Source organism: Rhizobium sp. CG4 (assembly GCF_023701965.1).
Lineage (GTDB): Bacteria > Pseudomonadota > Alphaproteobacteria > Rhizobiales > Rhizobiaceae > Agrobacterium.
The window spans coordinates 860,849-884,572 of sequence record NZ_JABAEG010000001.1 but is presented as its reverse complement, the minus strand read 5'-3'; the positions used below and the strand labels follow the sequence as shown (position 1 = coordinate 884,572).

Below are 23,724 nucleotides of genomic sequence, written 5' to 3'. Positions count from 1 at the left end.
CAAAACCCTTCCAAACGGCCATTCTGCCGAGGGGACATGAAAATCGGCGTGACCGATTTCATTTTTTCAATCTTCGGTCGGTCTGTCTTTGGGGTCAAACTGAACGATGGTTGTCCATCGCGCGGTCAAGGCAGGTTTCTTTTCGTTTTCGATTTCTACCGAGACATCGTAGCTGGTCATCATCATGGCCGCGCCGCGCAGGCGTGCTTCAACCAGTGTGAAATGCCCACGGATACGAGCACCGCTTTTAACCGGGCTGACAAAGCGAATATTTTCAAAGCCATAGTTGATACCCATGGTCTGTTCGCGGATCTTTGGCAGCGCGCTGTAATTGATGGCAGACAGCAGCGAAAGTGTCAGGAAACCATGGGCAATGGTGCCGCCAAACGGGCTTTCAACCTTGGCGCGTTCCGGGTCTGTGTGAATGAACTGTTCGTCCAGAGTGGCCTTGGCAAAGGCGTCAATCATCGGCTGATCGACGAGGATCCAGTCCGATACACCGATCTCATTGCCTACCAGGTCTTTTACGTCTTTTAATGAAATTTCGCGGGTCATAAGATTTTACCAGAAATGGTGAGGTGAAGCACTGCAATGCCTCAGTCTATGTTTGTTGCCTATCTCCCAATAGGGGTGTGCAATTTTGGGAGGCGTGCTGCTACATCATAAATGTTCACTTGGTGTGGCAATAACAAGATTTGTCATGGCTGATGATAGAAACCGACGCTGCGGGCAGGCACGTTAGCGCTTTCCTCCTCGGCCTCACCGCCAACAGACTTCCAACCGCTGCCGGGAAGGATAAACTTCTGAGGTTCATATCTGCGGTTGAACAGCACGGCGAGACGCGTCGATTTTCCTGTTTTCAGGTCTTTGGTTTTTAACAGCATGGAAAAGGGTGTGCCATCGGCTCTTTCCCAGTCTGCGACGCTCATAGTCACACCTTCAGGGTTCAACCATTCAACATCCTGATCGCGTCCGGTGAAAAAATCCGTCGAGGAAAAGACAGCGAAGCGTTTGCGCACAGAAGACAGGAACGCGGTGTGGGCAACCAGTTCGCTGTTCATGCCTCTCCAGTCGAGCCAGGTAAGCTCATTGTCCTGCGCATAGGCATTATTATTGCCCTGCTGCGAGCGTCCACCTTCGTCACCTGCCGTCAGCATGATTGTCCCATGAGTGACAAACAGTGTGGACAACATGGCTTTTACGTCAGCGACGCGTCTTGCAAGTATCTCCGGATCGTCGGTACTACCTTCTGCACCATTGTTCCACGAGTGGTTTTCATTATGGCCGTCACGGTTTTCTTCGCCGTTTCGCTCATTGTGCTTGCCGGCATAGGAGACGATGTCCATCAGGGTGAAACCATCATGGGCGGCGAGAAAATTGACGCTGCGGGTTTCCGTTCCGCTATGGCGTGAAAAAATGCCAGACGAGCCGGCCAGCGCATCGGCCAATGCACCGGTTGTCCACTGGTCGCCACGCCAGTAACGACGCAGATCATCTCGGGCCCGGTCATTCCATTCCAGATAGGCATCCGGGAAATTGCCGAGTTGATATCCATCCGGTCCGATGTCCCAGGGTTCGGCAATCAGGATGCGATCTTTCAGCAGAGGGTCGTTGTGAATGGCAGCCAGTGTCGGTGATTGCCGTTCAAAACCGGTTGCCGAGCGACCCAGCACCGGCGCCAGATCAAAGCGGAAACCATCTATGCCCGCATGCTGAACGAAATGGCGCAGGCTATCGACAATAAGCCGACGCACCGGCTCCCTGTCGCAGGCAACGGTGTTGCCGGTGCCGGTATCATTGACCAGCACGCCGGGATTGTCTGCTGCGTGGCGATAATAATTGAGATTGTCGAGCCCGCGCAGTGACAGCGTTGTTCCGTGACGATCACTTTCGCCGGTGTGGTTGAACACGAGATCGAGGATGACGTCGATATCCTGTGTATGGAGTGCGGCGACGGTGTCGCGCAGTTCGTTCACACCACCGGGCGCAAGCCGTGGATCGAGCGCCATGAAGGCAACGGGGTTGTAACCCCAGCCATTGGTCAGGCCGAGAGGCGGCAGATGGCGTTCATCAATCCAAGCGGTGATCGGCATCAGTTCGATGGCATCAACGCCGATATGTTTGAGGTGGGCCACCACCGACGGATGGGCGAGGGCTGCAATCGTACCCCGCTGATGTTCAGGCACGTCAGGATGCAGCATGGTGAAAGGTTTGACGGCAATTTCATAAATGAAACCGCCCTTATTGAAGAGCGGTTTGTCCAGTGTGACGGGCTTGTGCCGTGTCACAACCGATTTTGGTGTGACGAAGGCTGTTTCCAGACCAAAGGTGAACATGCTTGGATGATTGGAAAAGGGACGATCAAGCACGGTCGCGTAAGGATCGACCAGCAGTTTTGTTGGATCGAACCACAGGCCGTGATCGGGTGCATAAACACCGTGTGCCCTGTAGCCATACCGTGCGCCGGGTTTTACGCCGTCTACAAACAGGCGGTGAACATCGTCATCGCCGCGTTCCATCGCCAAGCGGGCGATTTCCTTGTTTCCGGTCTCGTCAAACAGGCACAGTTCAAGTTTGGATGCATATTGCGAGCGGACGGCGAATTCGACGCTATCCTGGAAAAGCTGAGTTCCCCCATGCAAAGCACTGCCGGTGTTGGTGAAAGCGGTGTCATCTGCCATTGGAAGATATTTCCCGAGCTTTTCCTGCATAGTTTTGACAGGAAGGTTTCGACCAGCGCGCATGACTGTGGCACCGCACATCTTACTGTGCGGTGCCTGCTGTTATCAGGTGATAACGGTTGGCTCGGAACGGCCGGTATGGGACTTGATGCCGGCAATGGTATCTGCCACGGAAATCAGGTCGGCCAGAGCTTCCTGCGTGTCAATGGCGTGACGGGCCGGATCAGCCTCGTAACGTTCTACATAAAGGCGCAGTGTTGCACCCGCTGTACCGGTGCCGGACAGGCGCAGCACGATACGCGAGCCGCCTTCAAACAGAATGCGGATACCCTGATTTTTGCTGACGGAGTGATCGATCGGATCGTGGTAGGCAAAATCATCGGCCGAGGCGACCTTGAGGTTGCCGTAGGATGTGCCCGGAAGTGTGGCCAGCTTTTCGCGCAGTGTCGTTACCAGCGTGTTGGCGGCGGTAGCATCGACCTCTTCATAGTCGTGACGCGAATAGTAGTTGCGACCATATTCGGCCCAGTGTTTCGTCACGATGTCTTTGACGCTTTCCTTGCGGACGGCAACGATGTTGAGCCAGAACAGCACGGCCCAGAGGCCGTCTTTCTCACGTACGTGGTTGGAGCCGGTTCCGAAGCTTTCCTCACCGCATACCGTCACCTTGCCAGCATCCAGCAGGTTGCCGAAGAATTTCCAGCCGGTCGGGGTTTCATACATGCCAAGACCCAGTTTTTCGGCAACACGGTCTGCTGCGGCGCTGGTTGGCATGGAGCGGGCAATACCGGAAATGCCGCCAACGTAACCGGGTGCCAGTTTGGCATTGGCGGCAATGATGGCGAGGCTGTCGGATGGTGTCACGAACATGCCCTTGCCGACCACCATATTGCGGTCGCCATCGCCGTCCGACGCAGCGCCGAAATCGGGACCTTCTGCGCTCATTACGTCGTCGTAAAGTTCCTTGGCGTGCACGAGGTTCGGGTCAGGATGGTGACCACCAAAGTCAGGCAGAGGAACAGCGTTGCGCACCGAACCCTTTGGTGCACCAAGGCGTTTTTCGAGGATTTCGACCGCATAAGGGCCGGTGACGGCGCTCATGCTGTCGATGATCACGCCGAAGCCGCCAGCAATCAATGTCTTGATCGCGTCAAAATCAAACAGGCTCTCCATCAGTTCGGCATAATCGGCAACGGGGTCAATGACCTCGACGGTCATACCGCCAGCATCGACAGAGCCGATGGCATCCAGATCTATGTCGGCAATATCGGCGATCTTGTAGCTGTCGATAACCTTGGTGCGAGCGAAGATCGCATCGGTAATTTTTTCCGGTGCAGGGCCGCCATTGTCGACATTGTACTTGATGCCGAAGTCTTCATCCGGGCCGCCGGGATTGTGGCTTGCGGACAGAACGATGCCACCGAAGGCGCCGTATTTGCGAATGATGTTAGAGGCGGCCGGCGTGGAGAGAATGCCACCCTTGCCGACCAGAACCTTGCCGAAACCGGCAGCTGCAGCCATTTTGATGGCCTTCTGGATGACTTCGCGGTTGTAATAACGGCCATCCCCGCCAATCACCAGTGTCTTGCCATTGAAGTTTTCAAGTGAGTCAAAAATGGATTGAATAAAGTTTTCTGCGTAATTTGGTTGCGCGAAGACTTTCACCTTCTTGCGCAGTCCGGACGTGCCGGGTTTCTGATCCTGAAATGGCGTCGTTGCGACGGTCTTGATCATTGTTCAATTGCCTTTCGAAGCAAGACGGGAATAAAGGTCGGCATAAAGGCCTGCACTTTTTTCCCACGATACGTCTGATTTCATGCCCTGTTTCTGGATTTGCGTCCATAGTTTCGGTTCACTGTAGAAGCGCAATGTCTTGCGCAATGCCTGGCGAAGACCGTTGGCCGACACGGGCGAGAACTGAATGCCGGTCGCTGCCTTGGCTGCAAGGGCTGCCGGGTTGGCATCGATAACCGTGTCATTCAGACCACCCGTACGGGCCACAACGGGCACGCAACCGTAACGAAGGGCATAAAGCTGGGTCAGGCCACAAGGCTCAAAACGGGAAGGGATGATAATACTGTCGCAACCTGCCTGCATGAGATGTGAAAGTGGTTCATTGTAGCCTATAGCGACGCCTAGGCGGCCATTGTGGCGGGAAGATGCCGCAAGCAGAGCACCTTCCAGAGCGATATCGCCAGCACCCAGCACCACAAGCCGTGCACCCATCTCAACGATTTCATCGGCAACTTCGGCCATCAGGTCGATGCCTTTTTGCCAGGTCAGGCGGGAAATGATGCACAATAGTGGCGTGTCGTCTTCATCGATGCGGAAGTGCGACGCGACGGCGGCTTTGTTGGCGTTGCGCGCCTTGATGTTTGCCTGGCTGAAATTGTCCGCGATCAAAGTATCGGTGGCCGGGTTCCACACCTGCGTGTCGATACCGTTGACGATACCGAACAGGGCATCGGCGCGACTGGCAATTACCCCTTCAAGGCCCATGCCAAATTCTGGTGTGAGGATTTCCTCGGCATAGGATGGGCTGACAGTGCTAAGTGCAGTCGCGGTTTGCAGACCACCTTTCAGGAAACTGACGGAACCGTAATATTCGACAGCCTCCATGAAGGCATGGGCTGGCAGACCCAACTGACTGAAAATAGTGGCGTCGAACTGGCCCTGAAAGGCGATATTATGGATGGTCAGCAGGCTTGGAATTTCCGGTGCCTCACCATATCGCATATAGACCGGTGCCATGGCACCTTGCCAATCATGGGCGTGCAGAATGTCCGGCTGCCAGCCGGGCAGTTTTCCGGTGGCGATTTGTGCCGCCGCCAGCGACAGTGCGGCGAAACGTTTCCAGTTATCCTGATAGTCCTTGCCGGTTGCATCAAGATACGGCCCGCCCGAGCGCGCAAACAGGCTGGGTGCGTCCAACACCAGTAGGTCCAAACCCTCATGCGTAACTTCGAGAATGTCGCCGGTTTCACCCAGCAGATTATCGAAGGTCGTAATCTTGCGAGCATCCTTGATCGCCGACATCACCGGCGGATAGCCCGGAATAAGGGTCTTGGTTTCCACCCCCAGCGACTTGATCGCAAGGGGCAGGGCGCCTGCAACATCCGCAAGGCCGCCGGTTTTGATGAGCGGGTAGACTTCGGATGAAACCGAAAGAACTTTCATAGGTGTTACACGTCCAGCTTGTCGATCATGGATTGGGTGATGAGGCATATGCCGTTCTCGGAACGACGGAAGCGTTTTGCATCCATTTCCGGGTCTTCGCCAACGATCAGACCCTCTGGAATGGTCACGCCATGGTCAATCACCACATTGGTCAAACGTGCATGGCGGCCAATGGTAACCTTCGGAAGAATGATCGCACCTTCAAGACGCGAGTAGGAGTTGGCGCGAACACCCGTGAACAGCAAACTGCGATAAAGCGACGAACCGGAGATGATACAATCGCCTGACACCAGCGAGGAAATGGCCGAACCACGACGACCTTCGTCGTCATGCACAAATTTGGCTGGCGGGTTAATCTCCGCATAGGTCCAGATCGGCCATGATTTGTCGTAGATATCCAGTTCCGGCAGAATATCGGTCAGGTCGATATTGGCCTGCCAGTAGGCATCGATCGTGCCAACATCGCGCCAGTAAGGAGCGCGTTCAAAATCGGAACGGACGCAGGATTGCGCAAAACGATGCGCCACGGCCTTACCGTTTTCCACGATGTAGGGAATGATATCCTTACCGAAATCGCGGCTGGAGTTGGGATCCTCGGCATCGCGACGCAGGCATTCCATCAGGAATTTCGTATGGAACACGTAAATGCCCATAGAGGCCAGCGCGAAATCCTCGTTGCCGGGAATGCCAGGCGGATCGGCCGGTTTTTCGATGAATGCGCTGATTTCGTCCTTGTCATTGACATGCATGACACCGAAGCCGGTTGCTTCCATGCGCGGCACTTCCATGCAGCCAATGGTGACATCCGCGCCTGAATCGACGTGCTGTTGCAGCATCAATTCATAATCCATCTTGTAAATGTGATCGCCAGCCAGAATGACCATGTATTCAGGTGCATAGGGCTCGATGATGTCGATGTTCTGGAAAACGGCGTCGGCGGTGCCCTCGTACCACTGCGTTTCTGACACGCGCTGGCTAGCCGGCAGAATATCAAAACTTTCGTTTCGTTCCGGACGCAGAAAGTCCCAGCCGCGTTGCAGGTGGCGAATAAGCGAATGGGCCTTGTATTGTGTGGCCACACCAATGCGACGAATACCTGAGTTCAAGGCATTGGACAGTGCAAAATCAATAATGCGGGCTTTGCCGCCAAAATAAACCGCAGGCTTGGCGCGTCGGTCGGTGAGTTCCTTCAAACGGCTTCCACGCCCACCGGCAAGCACATAGGCCATAGCATCGCGTGCCAGAGGCTGTATTCTTTTTTCGCTCATGTTCGTCCTCCCTCATGGGCCTTCATGTGTGTGCTGTCAGTTTTCTGGTTCCAGCATGATTGTGGCCAAGGGCGGCAATGTCAGCACCGCACCAATGGCCCCTCCCGCATCGACGGCTTGTACCTTGCCGCCGTTTCCTTTGCCGCTGCCGCCGTAAATCTCGGCATCGGTATTCAATATTTCGCGCCAGCGGCCAGCCGTTGGCAGCGGCACATAATAATTTTCACGGTAGACCGGGGTAAGATTGCAAATCACCGCAACCGGCTTTTCACCCGGTGCCGAACGAAGCCAGGCAAAAACAGAGTTTTCCTGATCGTCGACCACCAGCCAGTTGAAGCCTTCCGGCTCACAGTCACGGGCATGTAGTGCCGCTTTTGATCGGTAGGTCAGGTTGAGGTCGCGGACGAGGCGACGGATGCCTTCATGCATGTGATATTGCAGCAGATTCCAGTCGAGTGACTTGCTTTCACTCCACTCGCTCCACTGGGCGAATTCCTGTCCCATGAACAACAGCTTCTTGCCGGGGTAACCCCACATGAAGCCGTAATAGGCGCGCAAATTGGCAAATTTCTGCCAGTCATCTCCTGACATCTTGGCAATCAGCGACCCTTTGCCATGCACAACCTCGTCGTGAGACAGAGGAAGCACGAAGTTTTCGGTGAAAGCATAGAGAAGGCCGAAGGTCAGTTCCTGATGGTGGAATTTGCGGTGCACCGGCTCGCGTGCGAAATAGCTCAGCGTGTCGTGCATGAAACCCATGTTCCACTTGAAGCCAAAGCCGAGGCCACCTTCATGCACCGGATGCGAGACCTTGGGCCAAGAGGTGGATTCTTCGGCAATGGTCATGATGCCTGGATTGGCACCATAGGCCAGCTCGTTCATCTTTTGCAGGAAGCGTACGGAATCGAGATTTTCGCGCCCGCCATATTCATTGGGAATCCACTCGCCTTCCTTGCGGGAGTAGTCGAGGTAAAGCATTGAGGCCACGGCATCGACACGAAGGCCATCCAGATGGAACTTTTCCGCCCAGTACAGAGCGTTGTTGATTAGGTATGACATCACCTCAACGCGTCCAAAATTATAGATTGCGGTGTTCCAGTCGGGGTGCATGCCCTGACGCGGGTCGGCATGCTCGTAAAGGGCGGTGCCATCGAACTGGCGCAGGCCATGTTCGTCGGTTGGGAAGTGGGCCGGAACCCAGTCGAGGATAACGCCGAGACCAACCTTGTGGGCACCGTTTACGAAGCGGGCAAATCCTTCCGGTTCTCCAAACCGCGCCGATGGCGCAAAAAGACCGGTGGTCTGGTACCCCCAGGACGGGTCATAAGGGTGTTCGGTAATGGGCATGAACTCGATATGGGTAAAACCCATGTCGACACAGTAGGGGATGAGCTCTGCGGCCATTTCATCCCAGCTCAGCATGCCACCGTCCTTGTGCCTGCGCCACGACCCGGCATGCACCTCATAAATGCTGATTGGCTGACGGCGCTGGTCAACCTTGGCCCAGTGCTCCATATGCTCCTGATCTTCCCATTTCTGGACCAGTTCAGGTGTTGTCATAGAACCGTTTTTAGGGCGCAGTTCTGCGCGGCGGGCATAAGGGTCTGCCTTCAATGGAAGGCGGGTACCATCGGCGCCAATAATCTCGAATTTGTAAATGCAGCCGGCATAAACGTCTGGTGCAAAAATTTCCCAGATGCCGGTATCGGCGCGATTGCGCATGACATGGCGTCGGCCATCCCAATTGTTGAAATCGCCCACCACTGACACCCGCTTGGCATTTGGTGCCCAGACGGCGAAATGAAATCCTTCGACCCCTTCGAACTTGAGCGGGTGTGCACCCATCTTATCGAACAAGCGCAGATGCGATCCTTCACGGACCAGATAATCATCCATCGGACCAAGTACAGGACCGAAGCTGTAGGGGTCGGTGACTGCCCACTCCGCATCGCCACGCAGTGCACGGTATCTCAGGGCTTTCCTCGACGTCAGGCTGACCGGACCTTCGAAGAAACCGGCCGGATCGCGGCAGGTCAATTCACCCACAACGTTGCCGTCAATCGTCAGAGCCGTTACCGCTTCCGCGCCAGGAATAAAACAGCGCGCAACGAAGCCGTCCGCGACTTGATGCACGCCGAGAATTGCAAAGGGGTTGGAATGCAGACCGCCCGTTATCGCCTCGATTTCTGCTTGAGATATTTCACTCTTCTGTTTTGGATCAGGCGTATCGAGCGGTTTTTTCATCAAGCTCTCCAGATTTCTGAGGCATATTGCCGTATTGTTCTGTCGGAAGAGAACCAGCCCATACGCGCGGTATTGTAGATGGTTTTGGAGTACCAGGAAGCCGGGTCGCTCCAGATGGCGTCAACATCACGCTGGGCCTTGGCGTAAGAATCGAAATCCGCAGCAACCATGAACCAGTCATTGTTGTAAATGCCATCCATCAGACCTGCGAACCGTGAACGGTCATCCGGAGAGAACACACCGGAGGCAATTGCCGAGAGGGCTTGTGACAATTCACGCGAACTTTCAATGATGGCGCGTGGATTGTGACCATCCGCGCGGGCCTGAGCGACTTCTTCAGCTGTCTTTCCGAAGATAACAATGTTTTCGTCGCCTACATGTTCCAGCATTTCGACGTTTGCACCGTCAAGCGTGCCGATGGTGAGCGCGCCGTTGAGTGCAAACTTCATGTTGCCGGTACCGGATGCTTCCATGCCAGCGGTCGAAATCTGCTCCGACAGATCTGCGGCGGGGACCATGATTTCTGCCAGCGAAACGTTGTAATTCGGAATGAAAACAACTTTCAACAAACCGCGCACGGAAGGATCATTGTTAATGACACGAGCAATGTCGTTGGCGAGTTTGATGATCAGCTTGGCATTGTGGTAGCTCGGTGCTGCCTTGCCCGCGAAGAATTTGACGCGTGGCGCCCAATCCAACTCAGGATGGGAGCGGATCTGGTCATACAGTGCCACCGCCTCAATGAGGTTGAGAAGCTGGCGTTTGTATTCATGGATACGCTTGATCTGGATATCGAACATCGCCGAAGGGTCGACACGAATGCCCATGCGCTGCGCAACGAGATTGGCGAGACGCACCTTGTTCAGGCGCTTGACCTCTGCAAACTTGTCGCGGAATGCACTGTCCTGAGCGAACCCATCCAGTGCCTTTAGTTTCTCGGCATCATCAAGGAAGTCGTCGCCAATAGCTTCACGCACCAACCCGGTCAGGCCCGGGTTACACTGCATCAACCAGCGCCGCGGGGTAATGCCGTTGGTCTTGTTGTTGATACGATCTGGGTAGAGCCGATGCAGGTCGGCAAATACCGTTTCCTTCATCAACTCCGTGTGCAATGCCGAAACACCGTTGACAGAATGTGAGCCGATGAAGGCAAGATTGCCCATGCGCACGCGCCGTTCGCCATTCTCATCGATCAGAGAGATCGAGCGGATTTGCTGATCCTCGACCTTCTTTTCCTTGCGCGCGGTGAACAGGATCTTGGCGTTGATCGCATAAATGATCTGCATGTGGCGCGGCAGCAGACGCTCGAGCAGCGGCACAGGCCAGCTTTCCAGAGCTTCCGGCAGCAGGGTGTGGTTGGTGTATGAGAAGGTGTTGCGGGTCAGTTCCCAGGCATCATCGAAGTCCAGGCCGTGGATGTCGGTCAGCAGACGCATCATTTCGGCAATCGAAATTGCCGGGTGGGTGTCGTTGAGCTGGATGGAGACCTTGTCCGGCAGGCTGGTAAAATCCGGGTACTGCTGGAGATGGCGGCGCAGAATGTCCTGCAGGGATGCAGACGAGAAGAAAAATTCCTGCCGCAGACGCAGTTCCTGACCGGCCGGATTGGCATCTGCCGGATAGAGAACGCGTGTCAGGCTTTCAGCCTTATTGCTTTCACGAAGGGCGCCAATGTGATCGCCAGCGTTGAATGCATCGAGAAGAATAGGGTCGATCGGCTGGGCCGACCACAGGCGCAGCGTGTTGACGCGCTTGCCGCGCCAGCCAACGACCGGGGTATCGTAGGCCATGGCGATAACACGCTCGGCCGGTTTCCAGACAAAACGTTGGGCGTCATCATAACCGCCAACGGTTTCGACAGCGCCGCCGAAGCCGATTTCATAGGAACTTTCGCGCCGTTCAAACTCCCAGGGATTGCCGTGGGCGAGCCATGTTTCCGGCAGCTCGACCTGCCAGCCATCCGCCATCTGCTGGCGAAACAGGCCGTGAACGTAACGGATGCCGTAACCATAGGCCGGGATTTCAACTGTTGCCATGGATTCCATGAAGCAGGCAGCAAGGCGTCCAAGACCGCCATTGCCAAGCGCTGCGTCCGGCTCGAGCCCCGCTATGACGTCCATGTCGACACCAAGAGATGTCAGGGCATCACGAATTTCCTGCATCAGGCCAAGGTTCGAAATTGCATCGCGCATCAAGCGGCCAATCAAGAACTCAAGCGACAGGTAATAAACGCGCTTGTTGCCAGTTTTGTAAACCTTGCGGGTGGACTCCATCCACCTGTCGATTACACGGTCACGGACAACGAGAATGGTTGCGGTCAGCCAGTCATGCGGCTTGGCAACCTTGACGTCTTTGCCGATTCTGTATGTCAGGCGTTCAATGATTTCCGAAGCAAGAATTTCCGGATCGGAACTGCGCGGAGTGGGGAGAGGAAGATCGGCCGGCGAGAGGTTATTGATCATTATTTGGTCAGCACCTTGAGAGGGAGGGAGGGTCTGATTCTGTCGATCTGGCTTACACTTAGTCGAAGCAATTTATGCACCGATACGGAACCGTTGCAATAATCGTTTTAGCGAAGAATGCAGTTCGCGATGATTATTTTATTATGTCAAAAGTATAACTGCTTGTCGGCATGAGCCCGCAATTTGCGTTTTGATAAATGATCAAAACGAAAACGGCAGCGGAGATGCCGCTGCCGTAAGGTGGTCGTGCTTTTTGTTGTATCAGTTGGTCAGGCGGCTGGTCTCGTCGTTCATCTTGCGAGCGATTTCGCCGAATGCCTCAACAATTTCTTCCATGTTTTCAGGTGCGTAGTAATTTTCGGCACTCGATGCACATGTCTGCAGCAAAGATTTACCCTTGGTCGGCGCCATGAAGGCAACCGAGAATATCTTGATACCGTCGTTTTTGATCGTCTGGCACATGGTGCGCACGTTGGTGTCGATGGTTGTGCTCGACATTTCGCCGTCGGTCATAAACACAATGTAACGTTCAAACGACGTGCTGCCATTGCCCTTGTGAGCTGCTGCTTCTGTCGCAGTCGATTTTCTCAGCGCTGTATAGGCATTGTTTAGTGCGGTGTATGCGTTTGTGCCGCCTGTCGGATAGGCGGGGATGGCTTTGACGTAATCATTTGCTTTCGTCGTGCCCCAGTTCATGGCTTGCGCTGAATAGGTCGTGTCGCTGTAGCCGATGGCGCCGGTGCGAACGAGCTTCGATTCAGGCGAGCCATTCTTGACATAACTGTAGTCAGCCTTGTTGAGCGTATCGACGAGATAGCTGACGGCGGTTTTCAGCGACGCTATCTTGTTGATGTAGCAAGGGCTGGACGTTACCTTGGATTCGCTCTGTCCCCAGTTGCTTTCGGTATAGTTGGCGCAGGACGACTTTGATTTGTCGATGGTATCCGTCTTGAACGACATTGAACCCGAACGGTCGAGAACCAGATACATCGACAAAGGCGAACCCTTGTTAATGCTGCTGACTGCGGTGCTGGTAACGCCGATGGTGACGGTCTTGGATGAAATCAGTGAGATCAGCGGGTTGAGCTGCATGCCGTAGCTCATGTTTGCAGTGATCTGGAAGTTTTTGCCGGAAACACTTTCGTCCACCTTTGCGGTGACGCTGGAGCTCTTCATCAGCTCCTCTTTTTGCTTCTTTTTCTGTTCGTCAGTGGCGTCAGGTGCGAGAAGCTTTGATACTTCGTCGGTAATAAATTCCTGTGCCTTCTTGGAGGCCTGCTCTGGTGAGAGGTTTTCGTTTTCGTGCATGAAAGCGGTGGCGGCTGCGAGGGTTGCGGCGTCTACAGCGCTCTGCAAGCCCGCCTTCGTCTGCATGGCATTGGTCATTTCAAGGGCGACACCCGCGGTGGCAATCGTCACCGGAATGAGAATGGCAGTCAGGATGCCGAAGTTACCATCTTTGTTGGCAATCAGCTTATTGAGCACTGGCATTGTTTTCGAGAACACAGTCATGGTTCAGCCCCTTAATTAGTGAGGCATAAATAATTCAAGCTGTCTTCGTGAAGGCTTAAGTTGTTAGGTTAAATTTTAGCGATACTCATTTTGGTGCAAAAATAAGCTGTTATTGGCATGAAATAATGCAGGCGTGACTTGTAAAAACACACTTAAACGGCCGCGATCGGAATAACGTCAACAGCCTGTACAGTTTGTTGATTGCCGTAGCTTTTTAGAACACCAATAACTGGCGATACATCAGAGTAATCGCGTCCGTAACCAACCACGATGTGGTCATGGCCGGCATAAATATTGTTGGTAGGATCAAGTTCGATGTAGCCGGTGACCGTGCCACACCAGATCCGCACCCAGGCATGCATGGCGTCTGCGCCTTCCAGCCGCTCCTTGCCGGGGGGAGGAATGGTTCTGAGGAATCCGCTGACATATCCTGCGGGAATGCCAAGGCTGCGTAGCGCCATGATCAGCACATGCGAAAAATCCTGACACACACCACGCTTCAGCTTGAAGGCCTCGCTCGGTGTGGTGTCGACTGTCGTTGCCTTGGGGTCATAGGTAAAGTCTGTGTGGATGCGCTTGCACAGCACCTTGGCAATTTCCTGCACCGTCATGCCAGGTTTGACAGTCTCGAGCGCATAGGCATGAATGGCCTCATCCTGCGGAATGCGCGGACTGGTGCCAATCAGATGATGCGGGGATGATGCATCCAGTGACCAGTGGTTGAAAATGTCATCCGGCAGACGTGCCAGCAGCGGTGACAGATCGGCTTGCTGCGGCTGTGTTTCCACCTGCACGCGGGCCTGCATGCGAATGTCGAATTTTTCATGGGCGGCGCGCAGATAGACAGATGTTGCCGTCTGCTGGAAAAAATCCGAGAAAGACGTTCTTTCATCCGGTGTCGGGCTTACGGCCAGCGAGCCGGCGATTAGCCGCTGGCGGTTCGGTAGCGACAACGGCATGACACGAATGATGTGGCGGGCGCCGCTTGCCGGGGCGTCGTAGACATAGCCCATGTGCATGGAAAGATCATAAAGCATGACACATCAACCAAGGTAGGTTTGGGCAAGAAGATCGGACAGGCGTTCGAGGTCTTTTTCCAACTGACGGTAAAGCGCCACGTCGAGTTTCTCCGCCGTCATGACGGCAAGACCGGAATGAATGCGCATGGCTTCGCGGTAGAAGGGCGACATCTGGCTGTTGACCAGAGCGTTGGGCAACTGTTCGACTTCGGTGCGGATTTCGTTCAGTTGGAACAGGATCGAACGCGGATTGAGCGGATCAAGCGCCAGAAGGTCGGTCACCGTCAGGCCGGCGGTATTGACGTTATAACGGCGGCGGTGGGTCATGACGCTGTCGCCGATTTCCAGCAGCATGTCGAAACTACCATCCGGTGCATCCGGACCTGTCATGTGGCCCAGCAGGCGGGTCATGTGCAGACCACGTTCAAGATAACGACCGATGGTCAGGAAACGCCAGCCGGTGAAACGATACATGTTTTCATGCACCAGACCGGCAAAGCCTGCGAGTTTGCGCAGCAAAATGGTCATGGCATGGGTGGCGTCATCGCCATGGCCAATATTGTCGTGGAAGCGACGCGCTGTCTTGGCGAGATCGTTCAGCGCCAGCCAGCCATCCGGTGAAAAACGGTCACGGATGTTGCTCGCCGAATATATGGCGCTGTTGATGTTGGCAATCAGGCTGGCGGGTACCGCCTCGCTCATTTCGATATCCGTGGTGGCGAGATATTTCGTGACATGGGCCAGCAGCGGTTGGCGCGGATCGGCAGATTCTGCGTAACGCGCATTCCAGGCGCGAAGGATACGCAACGCCCCTTCAGCCCGTTCAATGTAACGACCAAGCCAGAACAAATTGTCTGCCGCACGGCTTGGCAGGCTGCCTGGCATGTTGCGGCTGAATGTTTCCTCGGCTGGCAGCAGTGTCGTGCGCTCAACCGGCTTGTCGCTAACGATCCACACGTCCGCTGCCGTGCCACCATTTTGCATGGCAATGGCTGTCACGTCAGGGCTGCTGCCGATACGGGCAAAGCCACCCGGCATGATCTGCCAGCCATTTTGTGTGCGGGCAGCAAAAACACGCAGGCTCATCGGCCGCGGTACCAGCTTGCCGTCAACAAAGGCAGGGGTGGTGGACAGCGTCACGACTTCCTGACCGACCAGCTTATTGCCATCGGTGGCAAGCCATTCGCCGATGGAATCCTTTGCCGTGTCGCGCAAGGTGGCGCCCAGCACCGACTGGCCGTTATCATCAAAGAACGGCATGCGGGAATAGGCAGGGCCGATCACCATTTTTTCGATGTTACGGGCGACGTGTTCACGCTCCTGTTTCTGGCCACACCACCATGTGGCGATGGACGGCAATAGCAAGTCTTCACCGAGCATATGGCGACTGATGGTCGGCAGGAATGATAGCAGGGCGCGTGTTTCGAGAATGCCCGAACCCAGTGCGTTGACGATGGTCACAGAGCCATCACGCAGTGCCTGCACCAGACCGGGTGTACCGATGCGCGAATTCTGGTCGAGTTCCAGCGGGTCTGAATAAGAGGCATCCAGGCGCCGCCACAACACGCCAATCGGTTTCAGGCCGGCAACTGTGCGTACCATCACACGGCCGTTGACCACCGTCAGGTCTTCACCTTCCAACAGCATGAAACCGAGGTAACGGGCGATATAGGCGTGTTCGAAATAGGTCTCGTTGGCAGGGCCGGGGGTCAAAACCGCAATTCGTTCTTCCGGGTGTTTGCGGTGTGCCTGTAGCGTGTCGCGGAAAGCACCGAAGAACGAGGCCAGCCGATGGACATGGGTTTCTGCATAGATATCGGAGAAGGCGCGGGTTGTTGCCACGCGGTTTTCCAATGCAAAACCGGCTCCTGATGGAGCCTGTGTGCGATCAGCCAGCACCCACCAGTTGCCATCGGGACCACGGCCGATTTCGAAGGAACAGAAGTGCAGATAATGGCCACCTTCCGGTTTTGTGCCGACGAGGGGGCGCAAGAATTCCGGATTGGATGCAATCAGGGCAGGTGGAATATAACCTTCCTGCACCAGACGGTTCTCTCCGTAGATGTCAGCGACGACCGCTTCCAGCAGGTTGGCGCGCTGAATGAGACCGCGTGAAACGCTTTCCCATTCCTTGCCATCGATGAGGACCGGAATATGTGAAATCGGCCAACTGCGTTCGATATTGGCGCCAGATCCGTAGTCACGGTAAAAGACGCCAGCATCGCGCAGATAACGGTCGGTTCTGGCAAAACGGTCGTGCAGTTCCCTTTCGGGCATGCGCGACAGCGCCGATACCATGTGCTGCCAGACGGGGCGAATATTGCCGTTGGTATCCAGCATTTCATCGGCAATGCCCGGCAAGGCGCTATAGGCAAACAATGAATGTTTGTCTGTTTGCTTTTTGCGCTGCGATGCCGGCGTTCTTGCCAATTCAAACTCCCAGAGGGCGACGTAAATCGAGTGTCAGTGGAAATTCCGGTGAAACCGTTTCCGGTCTCAAGGGATAATTTCCTGCGGTATGGCCCCAAGGTTCGAAACGCGCAAGTCTGCGTGCCTCCGCCTCGTTACCATTGACCGGGAACGTGTCATAGTTTCGGCCACCGGGATGGGCAACATGATAGATGCAGCCACCAATCGATCTACCTGACCATGTATCATAAATGTCAAAGGTCAATGGCGCGTTGACGGGCAATACCGGGTGAAGACCTGATGATGGCTGCCAGGCCTTGAAGCGAACACCTGCAACGGCAACACCTGATTCCTCTGTCTGCTTCAACGGCACAGCCCGACCGTTGCAGGCAACGGTGTAACGCTCCGGATTTGCTGTTTCCAGACGGACTTGCAGACGTTCAACGGAGGAATCGACATAACGCACAGTGCCGCCAATTGCCCCCTGCTCACCCATCACGTGCCAAGGTTCCAGCGCCTGACGCAGTTCCAATTTCGCACCTTCATATTCCACTTCACCGAAGAACGGGAAACGGAATTCAAGCTGTGCCTTGAACCATTCAGGCTGGATATCAAAACCGTTGGCCTTCAGATCGGCCAGCACATCCATGAAGTCTTGCCAGATGAAGTGTGGCAGCATGAAACGATCCGCCAGAGCAGTACCCCAACGGACGAACTTGCCACTTGCTGGATTTTTCCAGAAGCGGGCAATCAGTGCACGCACCAGAAGCTGTTGTGCCAGCGACATGCGGGCATTTGGCGGCATTTCAAAACCACGAAACTCGACAAGTCCCAGACGGCCGGTCGGACCATCCGGTGAAAACAGCTTATCGATGCAGATCTCGGCACGGTGCGTATTGCCGGTTACGTCGGTCAGCAGGTTGCGGAACAGCCGGTCGACAAGCCAAGGCAGGGTAGGTACGCCTTCGCCGGGGGCTGGCACCTGCGCCATAGCAATTTCCAACTCGTAAAGGCTGTCGTGCCGCGCTTCATCTATACGCGGGGCCTGACTTGTTGGGCCAATGAATAAGCCCGAAAACAGGTAGGATAACGACGGGTGGCGCTGCCAGTGGAGGATCAAACCTTTCAGCAGGTCCGGGCGGCGCAGAAACGGGCTGTCATTGGGGTTTGCACCACCAACGACGACATGGTTTCCACCTCCGGTGCCGGTGTGGCGACCGTCGATCATGAACTTGTCGGCACCGAGACGCGACTGGCGGGCGTCCTCATAAATCGACGAAGTGATGTCGACACATTCTTTCCAGCTTGATGCAGGGTGAATGTTAACCTCGATGACGCCGGGGTCCGGTGCCACGCGGATAACATTTATCCGCTCGTCATGGGGGGGCGCATATCCTTCGATATGGACGGGCAGGCCAAGCGTGCTAGCCGCACTTTCTGCCGCGGCAATCAGTTCCAGATAGTCTTCAATACGCTCGACCGGCGGCATGAATACACAAAGACGACCGTCGCGCGGCTCCACAGACATTGCGGTGCGCACTGCGCCGCCCAGTTCACCGATCGACTGTTCGATGCGGTCCTGCGATATCGTTTCATCCGCATGAAAGGATGCTTCCGGCATGACGCGGCCGGTTGGTTCCGTAACCTCCGGCAATGGCCCTCTTGGAACGGATGGGTCTGCCTCGTGAATGTAGGGGTAGGCGGCAGGGGGGACGTAAGGCAGCGTGCCAAGCGGCAGGCGATACCCGACCGGGCTGTCGCCGGGAACGAGGAAAACCCGGCCGCGCCTTGTTTTCCATTTTTCACTGATCCACCGTTGCGTCGATGCTTTGGAATTCCAAGCCTGCACCGGCAGGATGTAGCCGGTTGGCGTGGTCAATCCGCGCTCGAAAACCCGTGCAATGCGGCTTCGCTCTTCCGGGTCCTTCAGTTTTGAATTCGACGGATCGACGTTTTCGGGCAGATTGCCTTCCTTGACGATCCACTCTGCCGGATCTTCATAGGCGGGCAGAACCATGTCATTGGCAATGCCGAGATTTGTCGCAATCGTGGTTAGGAGATTTTCGGCGTCGGCCGCCGTCACGCCGGTTTCTGCGCCTTCCTGTGCCACCAGTGCCGGGTTCTGCCAAATCGGTTTTCCGTCTTTTCGCCAATAAAGCGAAAATGTCCAGCGCGGCAGGCTTTCACCGGGATACCATTTACCCTGGCCGTAATGCAGGAAACCGCCTGGGGCGAAACGTTCGCGGAGTTTGCGAATAAGGATATCAGCCTTTTCCCGTTTGGTCGGGCCAACGGCGCCGGTGTTCCATTCTTCCGCTTCAAAATCATCGATCGAAACGAAAGTCGGTTCTCCTCCCATCGTCAGGCGAACGTCCTGTTCTTGCAGAAGTCTATCGACCTCCTCGCCAACCGCATTCAGCTTGTCCCAGCTTTCGTCGGAGAAAGGCTTTGTAATGCGGGGATGTTCCGCCACACGACGTACTTGCATATCAAAGGCAAATTCGGTGTTGGCCTGTCCGTAATAACCGCCGGAAATCGGTGCGGCGTTTCGGTAATGCGGTGTGGCTGCCAGCGGAATATGGCTTTCGCCCGTCAAAAGGCCAGATGTCGGGTCCAGTCCAACCCAGCCAGCACCAGGCAGATAGACTTCTGCCCATGCGTGCAGGTCAGTGAAATCAACTTCGGTGCCGGAGGGGCCGTCGAGCGCCTTCAAATCAGGTGCCAACTGAATGAGGTAGCCAGATACGAATCGGGCAGCAAAACCCAAGTGCCGTAATATCTGCACCAGAAGCCAACTGCTGTCGCGGCATGAGCCCATTTTGGTCTGCAGAGTTTCTTCGGGCGTTTGAACGCCCGGCTCCATGCGAATGACGTAACCGGTTTCCTGCTGCAGGCGCGCATTGAGGCCGACAACCATATCCACCGTTGGCTGGCCGGGAGACTGATCGATAGTCTGCATGTAGGCGGAGAGGTAAGGGCCGGTGGGTTCCGGCTTCATGTAGATCGACAGGTCTTCGCGTAGTGTCTCGGGATAATCGAAAGGCCATTTTTGGGCCTCTTCCTCAACAAAGAAGTCGAACGGGTTATAGACGGTCATATCTGCCACCAGATCAACCTCTATTTTAAACTCCGTAACCGGTTCGGGAAACACAAAACGGGCGAGGTAGTTGCCGTAGGGGTCCTGCTGCAAATTCACGAAGTGATTTGCAGGCGTGACCTTGAGTGCATGGCTGATAACCCGGGTGCGGGAATGAACTGCCGGTTTTAACCTGATGATCTGAGGCCCGAGCCGGACCGGTTTGTCATAGATGTAATGGGTGAGATGATAAACACTTGCCTTAATAGACATATTATCCTTTTTCCGGCCAAGCCGGTTATTGCGGACTTAGCCGCCCCCTCTGTTATTATCAGGATTTTGTGCAATGCACGCAAATAAAGCAAGGCGGATTATACAGGCTTTGTCATGGTTTTTACCATGCGCGAAGAGTAAGCAGTTCCTTATCTTTTGGGCTTACGGTAAATAGGTCTGGCGGCTTGCGTTGCTGAGTCTCGATGATTTGGCCGTCTGCTGTGCCTTATTGTTTGGACGATACGCATGGAAAATACCCGCCAGGTTGATTTGAAACCTGATCCAGCAGCTCCATTGAATTTTGAACTTGGTTTTATGGACCAGTTGAGAATGATGGGTAATGCGTTCTGGATTTCGCCGGTCCGAAACAGGCTTCTCGCTCTTATCTTCGCGCTTCTGTTCATCATCTTGGTGACTGCTTACGGGCAGGTTCGATTAAATGAGTGGTATGCGCCGTTTTATAACTCGCTTGAGCGGCGAGATATGGACGGGTTCATCCACCAGTTAGAGATTTTCACCATTATAGCCGGCACTTTATTGTTGCTGAACGTGTTTCAAACCTGGCTTAATCAGATGACCGCGCTTTATATGCGCGAAGGTCTGAGCAAGGACATGGTTCACCAGTGGCTCAAGCCGGGGCGGGCTGCCAAGCTGGCTGGTTTTGGCAGTATTGCTGTTAATCCCGATCAGCGCCTGCATGAGGATTCAAGAAACCTGGCGGAAAGCAGTACGTCACTTGCCATTGGTCTGGTCAATTCCACCATATTGTTGGTTAGCTTCATCGGTGTTTTGTGGGGTCTATCAAGCGGTTTCTATCTGACCATCGGCGGATCGCAGGTGGCAATACCGGGTTACATGGTCTGGGCGGCTATGTTTTACGCCGGTTCTGCCTCGCTACTCAGCAATCTTGTCGGTCATCGTCTGGTCGGGCTGAATGCGGAACGTTACTCGAAAGAGGCGGAGCTGCGGTTTTCGCTGATGCGCGCCAATGAGAACATGACCGCAATTACACTGGCGCGGGGGGAGCGAAACGAACGGGCTAGGCTTGGTGTTGACATCAATTCCGTACTTTCCGTGATCCGTGGTCTAGCGATGGCACTAACGCATCTGACCTGGGTGTCCTCGGGGTACGGTTGGCTGGCGATTGTCGCGCCAATCTTGATTGCCGCTCCGGTGTATTTCTCCGGCAATCTGACCTTTGGCGGATTGATGATGGCGGTTGGTGCCTTCAACCAGGTCAACAATGCCCTGCGCTGGTACATCGATAATTTTGGTGCCATTGCCAGCTGGAAGGCGACACTGCTGCGTGTCTCGGCATTCCGTAATGCGCTTTTGCAAATGGACGCCGTGGAAAAGCAAGGCGCGACGATCGACTTCGAAGTCGATCCCGCCGCCAAGTCGATTATCCTGTCCAATGTGATGATTTGCGGCGAAGCCGGTGCAAAGCAGGTGGTACGTGGTTTCCGCCTGAAGGAAGAGTTTGTCGAGTTGCAAGCTGGCGAGCATTTGCTGGTCAATGGCGATCAGGGCGTGAACCGGCGTCTGTTGTTTGCTGCCATGGGCGGGCTCTGGCTGTGGGGGCAGGGACGTATTTCCGTGCCGCCGCTTGAAGACGCGCTGCTAATGCCGCAACGCGGTTACATTCCGGTCGCACCACTGCGGGAGATTCTGTCCTACCCACATTCTCCGGCAGTCTTCAACGACGAGGAGTGCTCCGAGGTCCTGACCCTCTGTGGGCTGGATGAGCTGGTGCCGCGTCTTGATGAAAATGCCCGTTGGGACAAGAAGCTCGATACGGATGCCCAGATGTGCCTGCGGGTGGCGAATGCCATTCTCTTGCAGCCGCGCTGGCTCATTCTCGATGATATTTTGGAAGGGCTGGAGCCCAATACGCAGAACCTGCTTGCCAACGCGTTGTTAATGCTGAAAGACAGTGCGGTGATCTATTTCGGGCGCTCTGAAACATTCCTCAACAAGTTCGCGCCAACGGTCGTGCATCTTGAGGCACTACCGACCAACGGAAATGGCCAATGAGGAAAGCGGATATTACAGCCGCAGCTGCCATTTGTCTGTTGTAAGAAGATAAGGATTGTCCTGTCGTGCAGGGATTGGCTCTCGCAAAAGCGCGCCAATCGTGACCGCAGTCAAAAACAAAGCAGAAATGATGCATGCTGCAAGAAACCTGTCGTCACGCTTCTGCATGACGTTATTGCCAGTCCAGTCGTACGCCATTTAGCACCTCGTATATGAGCTGATACTGGCCGATCATGGTTAATGATCCGTCTATGTCGCATTATGAAACCTATGGAAATTCACCAAATGTGTCTGACGCACCACCCGTGCATAACAGGGTTGCAGCACTGTGGGGCAGCTTGCTCTTGGCGGCCGTCCCTTGCTTTTGTTAAGCAAGGGGTGGGAGGCTCTTGAATGAAGGTATGCATAAGATGGACGGTAATCCTCCTGACACAATGGAAATGACACTGCGCACACTCGCCATGCCGGCGGATGCCAATCCGGCCGGTGATATTTTCGGTGGCTGGGTCATGTCGCAAATGGACCTTGCGGCCTTTGTTCGTGCCAATGATGTGGCAGGCGGGCGTACCGTAACAGTTGCCGTGCACGAGATTGTTTTCAAGAAGCCGGTAAAAATTGGCGATACGCTGTGTGTCTATACTGACATCGTGAAAGTTGGCCGTACATCGATCACACTCAAGATCGAGGCCTGGACACGCAGGCACTACCAGGATTCGCGTGAGAAGGTCACCGAAGCGGTTTTTGTGATGGTATCTGTCGATGACAATGGTAATCCGCGTCCGGTGCCATCGCGCCCGACTGAAGCATTAGCCTGATCGAATTGTGACAGCAAACCGAACCGGTGCCCGCTGCATTTTGTGGCGGGTGCATGGGCTTCGAAATGACGCTGTGTGGGGGGGCCGGAAAGTGGTGTCTCGACAGGTCCATCGAACCTAAAGAGCACAATGTAAAAAGGCCTCGCAGTGTTCTGCAAGGCCTTGATACTTAAGGAATTTGGATGGTGGGCGTGACAGGGATTGAACCTGTGACCCCTACGATGTCAACGTAGTGCTCTCCCGCTGAGCTACACGCCCATCCGATGTGGCGCATAGATCACAAAACCGATTGACGCGTCAACTGCTTTTTTGCGGTTTTGTGAAAGGTTTTTTGAAAGCCTTATGCCACAAGGAGTTTGTTGACTTCATCCACAAGGTCACGCAGGTGGAAAGGCTTGGAAAGCACCTTTGCATCCTTCGGAGCCTTCGAATCGGCGTTGAGAGCAACCGCTGCAAAACCGGTGATGAACATAACCTTGAGGTCTGGATCTAGCTCGGTGGCGCGGCGCGCCAGTTCGATGCCATCCATTTCAGGCATGACAATGTCGGTCAGCAGCAGAGAGAAGGGCTCTTCACGAAGCCGATCATATGCGCTTGCGCCGTTGTCAAAAGAAGATACCTGGTAACCGGCTTTCTCAAGCGCTTTTACCAGAAAGCGGCGCATATCGTTGTCGTCTTCTGCGAGAAGAATTTTCTGACTCATGTAGGTGACCGTAACTGCCTGTAAAATTGAGAATACCGTATCCCAATTGTA

General features: G+C 54.8%; 15 protein-coding genes and 1 tRNA gene. 2 read left to right on the top strand and 14 right to left on the bottom strand.

Features of this window, described 5'->3' with window-relative positions; genetic code table 11:
- Positions 1 to 66 precede the first annotated feature (66 nt).
- From HGO37_RS04195 to HGO37_RS04145, 11 genes are all read right to left on the bottom strand, one after another.
- Entirely contained in the window at positions 67 to 555 is a 489-nt protein-coding gene (locus HGO37_RS04195) for a MaoC family dehydratase (RefSeq protein WP_250982242.1), read from the bottom strand.
- Positions 556 to 698: 143 nt separating this feature from the next.
- A complete protein-coding gene (glgX, locus tag HGO37_RS04190; RefSeq protein ID WP_250982241.1) occupies positions 699 to 2,681 on the bottom strand; it encodes a glycogen debranching protein GlgX in 1,983 nt (660 codons plus the stop codon).
- 105 nt (positions 2,682 to 2,786) lie between these two features.
- Positions 2,787 to 4,415 carry an alpha-D-glucose phosphate-specific phosphoglucomutase gene (locus HGO37_RS04185; RefSeq protein ID WP_250982240.1) on the bottom strand — a complete coding sequence of 543 codons (1,629 nt, stop codon included), beginning with the start codon at positions 4,413 to 4,415 and terminating at the stop codon, positions 2,787 to 2,789.
- 3 nt (positions 4,416 to 4,418) lie between these two features.
- Complete coding sequence (gene glgA, locus HGO37_RS04180) at positions 4,419 to 5,858, bottom strand: glycogen synthase GlgA (protein ID WP_250982239.1); 1,440 nt, start codon at positions 5,856 to 5,858, stop codon at positions 4,419 to 4,421.
- Positions 5,859 to 5,863: 5 nt separating this feature from the next.
- Positions 5,864 to 7,126 carry a glucose-1-phosphate adenylyltransferase gene (glgC, locus tag HGO37_RS04175; protein WP_250982238.1) on the bottom strand — a complete coding sequence of 421 codons (1,263 nt, stop codon included), beginning with the start codon at positions 7,124 to 7,126 and terminating at the stop codon, positions 5,864 to 5,866.
- 36 nt (positions 7,127 to 7,162) lie between these two features.
- The gene (gene glgB, locus HGO37_RS04170; protein ID WP_192488075.1) at positions 7,163 to 9,370 is read right to left on the bottom strand and encodes a 1,4-alpha-glucan branching protein GlgB; all 2,208 of its coding nucleotides are present in this window, start codon (positions 9,368 to 9,370) and stop codon (positions 7,163 to 7,165) included.
- The gene (locus tag HGO37_RS04165; RefSeq protein WP_250982237.1) at positions 9,370 to 11,832 is read right to left on the bottom strand and encodes a glycogen/starch/alpha-glucan phosphorylase; all 2,463 of its coding nucleotides are present in this window, start codon (positions 11,830 to 11,832) and stop codon (positions 9,370 to 9,372) included. The genes glgB and HGO37_RS04165 overlap by 1 nt, the downstream gene beginning before the upstream one ends.
- A 261-nt stretch (positions 11,833 to 12,093) precedes the next feature.
- Positions 12,094 to 13,344 carry a TadE/TadG family type IV pilus assembly protein gene (locus HGO37_RS04160; protein WP_250982236.1) on the bottom strand — a complete coding sequence of 417 codons (1,251 nt, stop codon included), beginning with the start codon at positions 13,342 to 13,344 and terminating at the stop codon, positions 12,094 to 12,096.
- A gap of 152 nt (positions 13,345 to 13,496) precedes the next feature.
- Positions 13,497 to 14,381 carry a transglutaminase family protein gene (locus HGO37_RS04155; RefSeq protein WP_250982235.1) on the bottom strand — a complete coding sequence of 295 codons (885 nt, stop codon included), beginning with the start codon at positions 14,379 to 14,381 and terminating at the stop codon, positions 13,497 to 13,499.
- Positions 14,382 to 14,387: 6 nt separating this feature from the next.
- Positions 14,388 to 16,793, bottom strand: coding sequence for a circularly permuted type 2 ATP-grasp protein (locus tag HGO37_RS04150; RefSeq protein ID WP_192488078.1), 2,406 nt, complete (start codon positions 16,791 to 16,793; stop codon positions 14,388 to 14,390).
- Between the two features lies 1 nt (position 16,794).
- Positions 16,795 to 20,121, bottom strand: a complete 3,327-nt coding sequence (locus HGO37_RS04145; RefSeq protein ID WP_250982234.1) for a transglutaminase family protein — start codon at positions 20,119 to 20,121, stop codon at positions 16,795 to 16,797.
- Between the two features lie 246 nt (positions 20,122 to 20,367).
- Between HGO37_RS04145 and HGO37_RS04140 the strand changes: the two genes are divergently transcribed.
- Complete coding sequence (locus HGO37_RS04140) at positions 20,368 to 22,155, top strand: ABC transporter ATP-binding protein/permease (RefSeq protein ID WP_250982233.1); 1,788 nt, start codon at positions 20,368 to 20,370, stop codon at positions 22,153 to 22,155.
- Positions 22,156 to 22,167: 12 nt separating this feature from the next.
- Here the strand turns inward: HGO37_RS04140 and HGO37_RS04135 are convergent, their stop codons facing one another.
- The gene (locus HGO37_RS04135; RefSeq protein WP_192488081.1) at positions 22,168 to 22,353 is read right to left on the bottom strand and encodes a hypothetical protein; all 186 of its coding nucleotides are present in this window, start codon (positions 22,351 to 22,353) and stop codon (positions 22,168 to 22,170) included.
- A 212-nt stretch (positions 22,354 to 22,565) separates the two neighbouring features.
- Here HGO37_RS04135 and HGO37_RS04130 point away from each other — a divergent pair, with 212 nt between their 5' ends.
- Positions 22,566 to 22,970, top strand: coding sequence for an acyl-CoA thioesterase (locus HGO37_RS04130; protein WP_250982232.1), 405 nt, complete (start codon positions 22,566 to 22,568; stop codon positions 22,968 to 22,970).
- Positions 22,971 to 23,153: 183 nt separating this feature from the next.
- Here the strand turns inward: HGO37_RS04130 and HGO37_RS04125 are convergent.
- Positions 23,154 to 23,228, bottom strand: a tRNA-Val gene (locus HGO37_RS04125).
- A gap of 82 nt (positions 23,229 to 23,310) precedes the next feature.
- Positions 23,311 to 23,673: a cell cycle two-component system response regulator CpdR gene (gene cpdR / locus HGO37_RS04120; protein WP_192488083.1), complete on the bottom strand. Its 363-nt coding sequence runs from the start codon at positions 23,671 to 23,673 to the stop codon at positions 23,311 to 23,313.
- Positions 23,674 to 23,724 lie beyond the last annotated feature (51 nt).

What these genes read in the sequence shown, in the direction of transcription:
- glgC (WP_250982238.1), bottom strand. Translation starts at nt 7,126, where the DNA reads ATGAGCGAAAAAAGAATACAGCCTCTGGCACGCGATGCTATGGCCTAT.
- HGO37_RS04165 (WP_250982237.1), bottom strand. Translation starts at nt 11,832, where the DNA reads ATGATCAATAACCTCTCGCCGGCCGATCTTCCTCTCCCCACTCCGCGC.
- cpdR (WP_192488083.1), bottom strand. Translation starts at nt 23,673, where the DNA reads ATGAGTCAGAAAATTCTTCTCGCAGAAGACGACAACGATATGCGCCGC.
- HGO37_RS04145 (WP_250982234.1), bottom strand. Translation starts at nt 20,121, where the DNA reads ATGTCTATTAAGGCAAGTGTTTATCATCTCACCCATTACATCTATGAC.
- glgA (WP_250982239.1), bottom strand. Translation starts at nt 5,858, where the DNA reads ATGAAAGTTCTTTCGGTTTCATCCGAAGTCTACCCGCTCATCAAAACC.
- glgB (WP_192488075.1), bottom strand. Translation starts at nt 9,370, where the DNA reads ATGAAAAAACCGCTCGATACGCCTGATCCAAAACAGAAGAGTGAAATA.
- HGO37_RS04140 (WP_250982233.1), top strand. Translation starts at nt 20,368, where the DNA reads ATGGAAAATACCCGCCAGGTTGATTTGAAACCTGATCCAGCAGCTCCA.
- HGO37_RS04160 (WP_250982236.1), bottom strand. Translation starts at nt 13,344, where the DNA reads ATGACTGTGTTCTCGAAAACAATGCCAGTGCTCAATAAGCTGATTGCC.
- glgX (WP_250982241.1), bottom strand. Translation starts at nt 2,681, where the DNA reads ATGGCAGATGACACCGCTTTCACCAACACCGGCAGTGCTTTGCATGGG.
- HGO37_RS04185 (WP_250982240.1), bottom strand. Translation starts at nt 4,415, where the DNA reads ATGATCAAGACCGTCGCAACGACGCCATTTCAGGATCAGAAACCCGGC.
- HGO37_RS04195 (WP_250982242.1), bottom strand. Translation starts at nt 555, where the DNA reads ATGACCCGCGAAATTTCATTAAAAGACGTAAAAGACCTGGTAGGCAAT.
- HGO37_RS04155 (WP_250982235.1), bottom strand. Translation starts at nt 14,381, where the DNA reads ATGCTTTATGATCTTTCCATGCACATGGGCTATGTCTACGACGCCCCG.
- HGO37_RS04135 (WP_192488081.1), bottom strand. Translation starts at nt 22,353, where the DNA reads ATGGCGTACGACTGGACTGGCAATAACGTCATGCAGAAGCGTGACGAC.
- HGO37_RS04130 (WP_250982232.1), top strand. Translation starts at nt 22,566, where the DNA reads ATGGACGGTAATCCTCCTGACACAATGGAAATGACACTGCGCACACTC.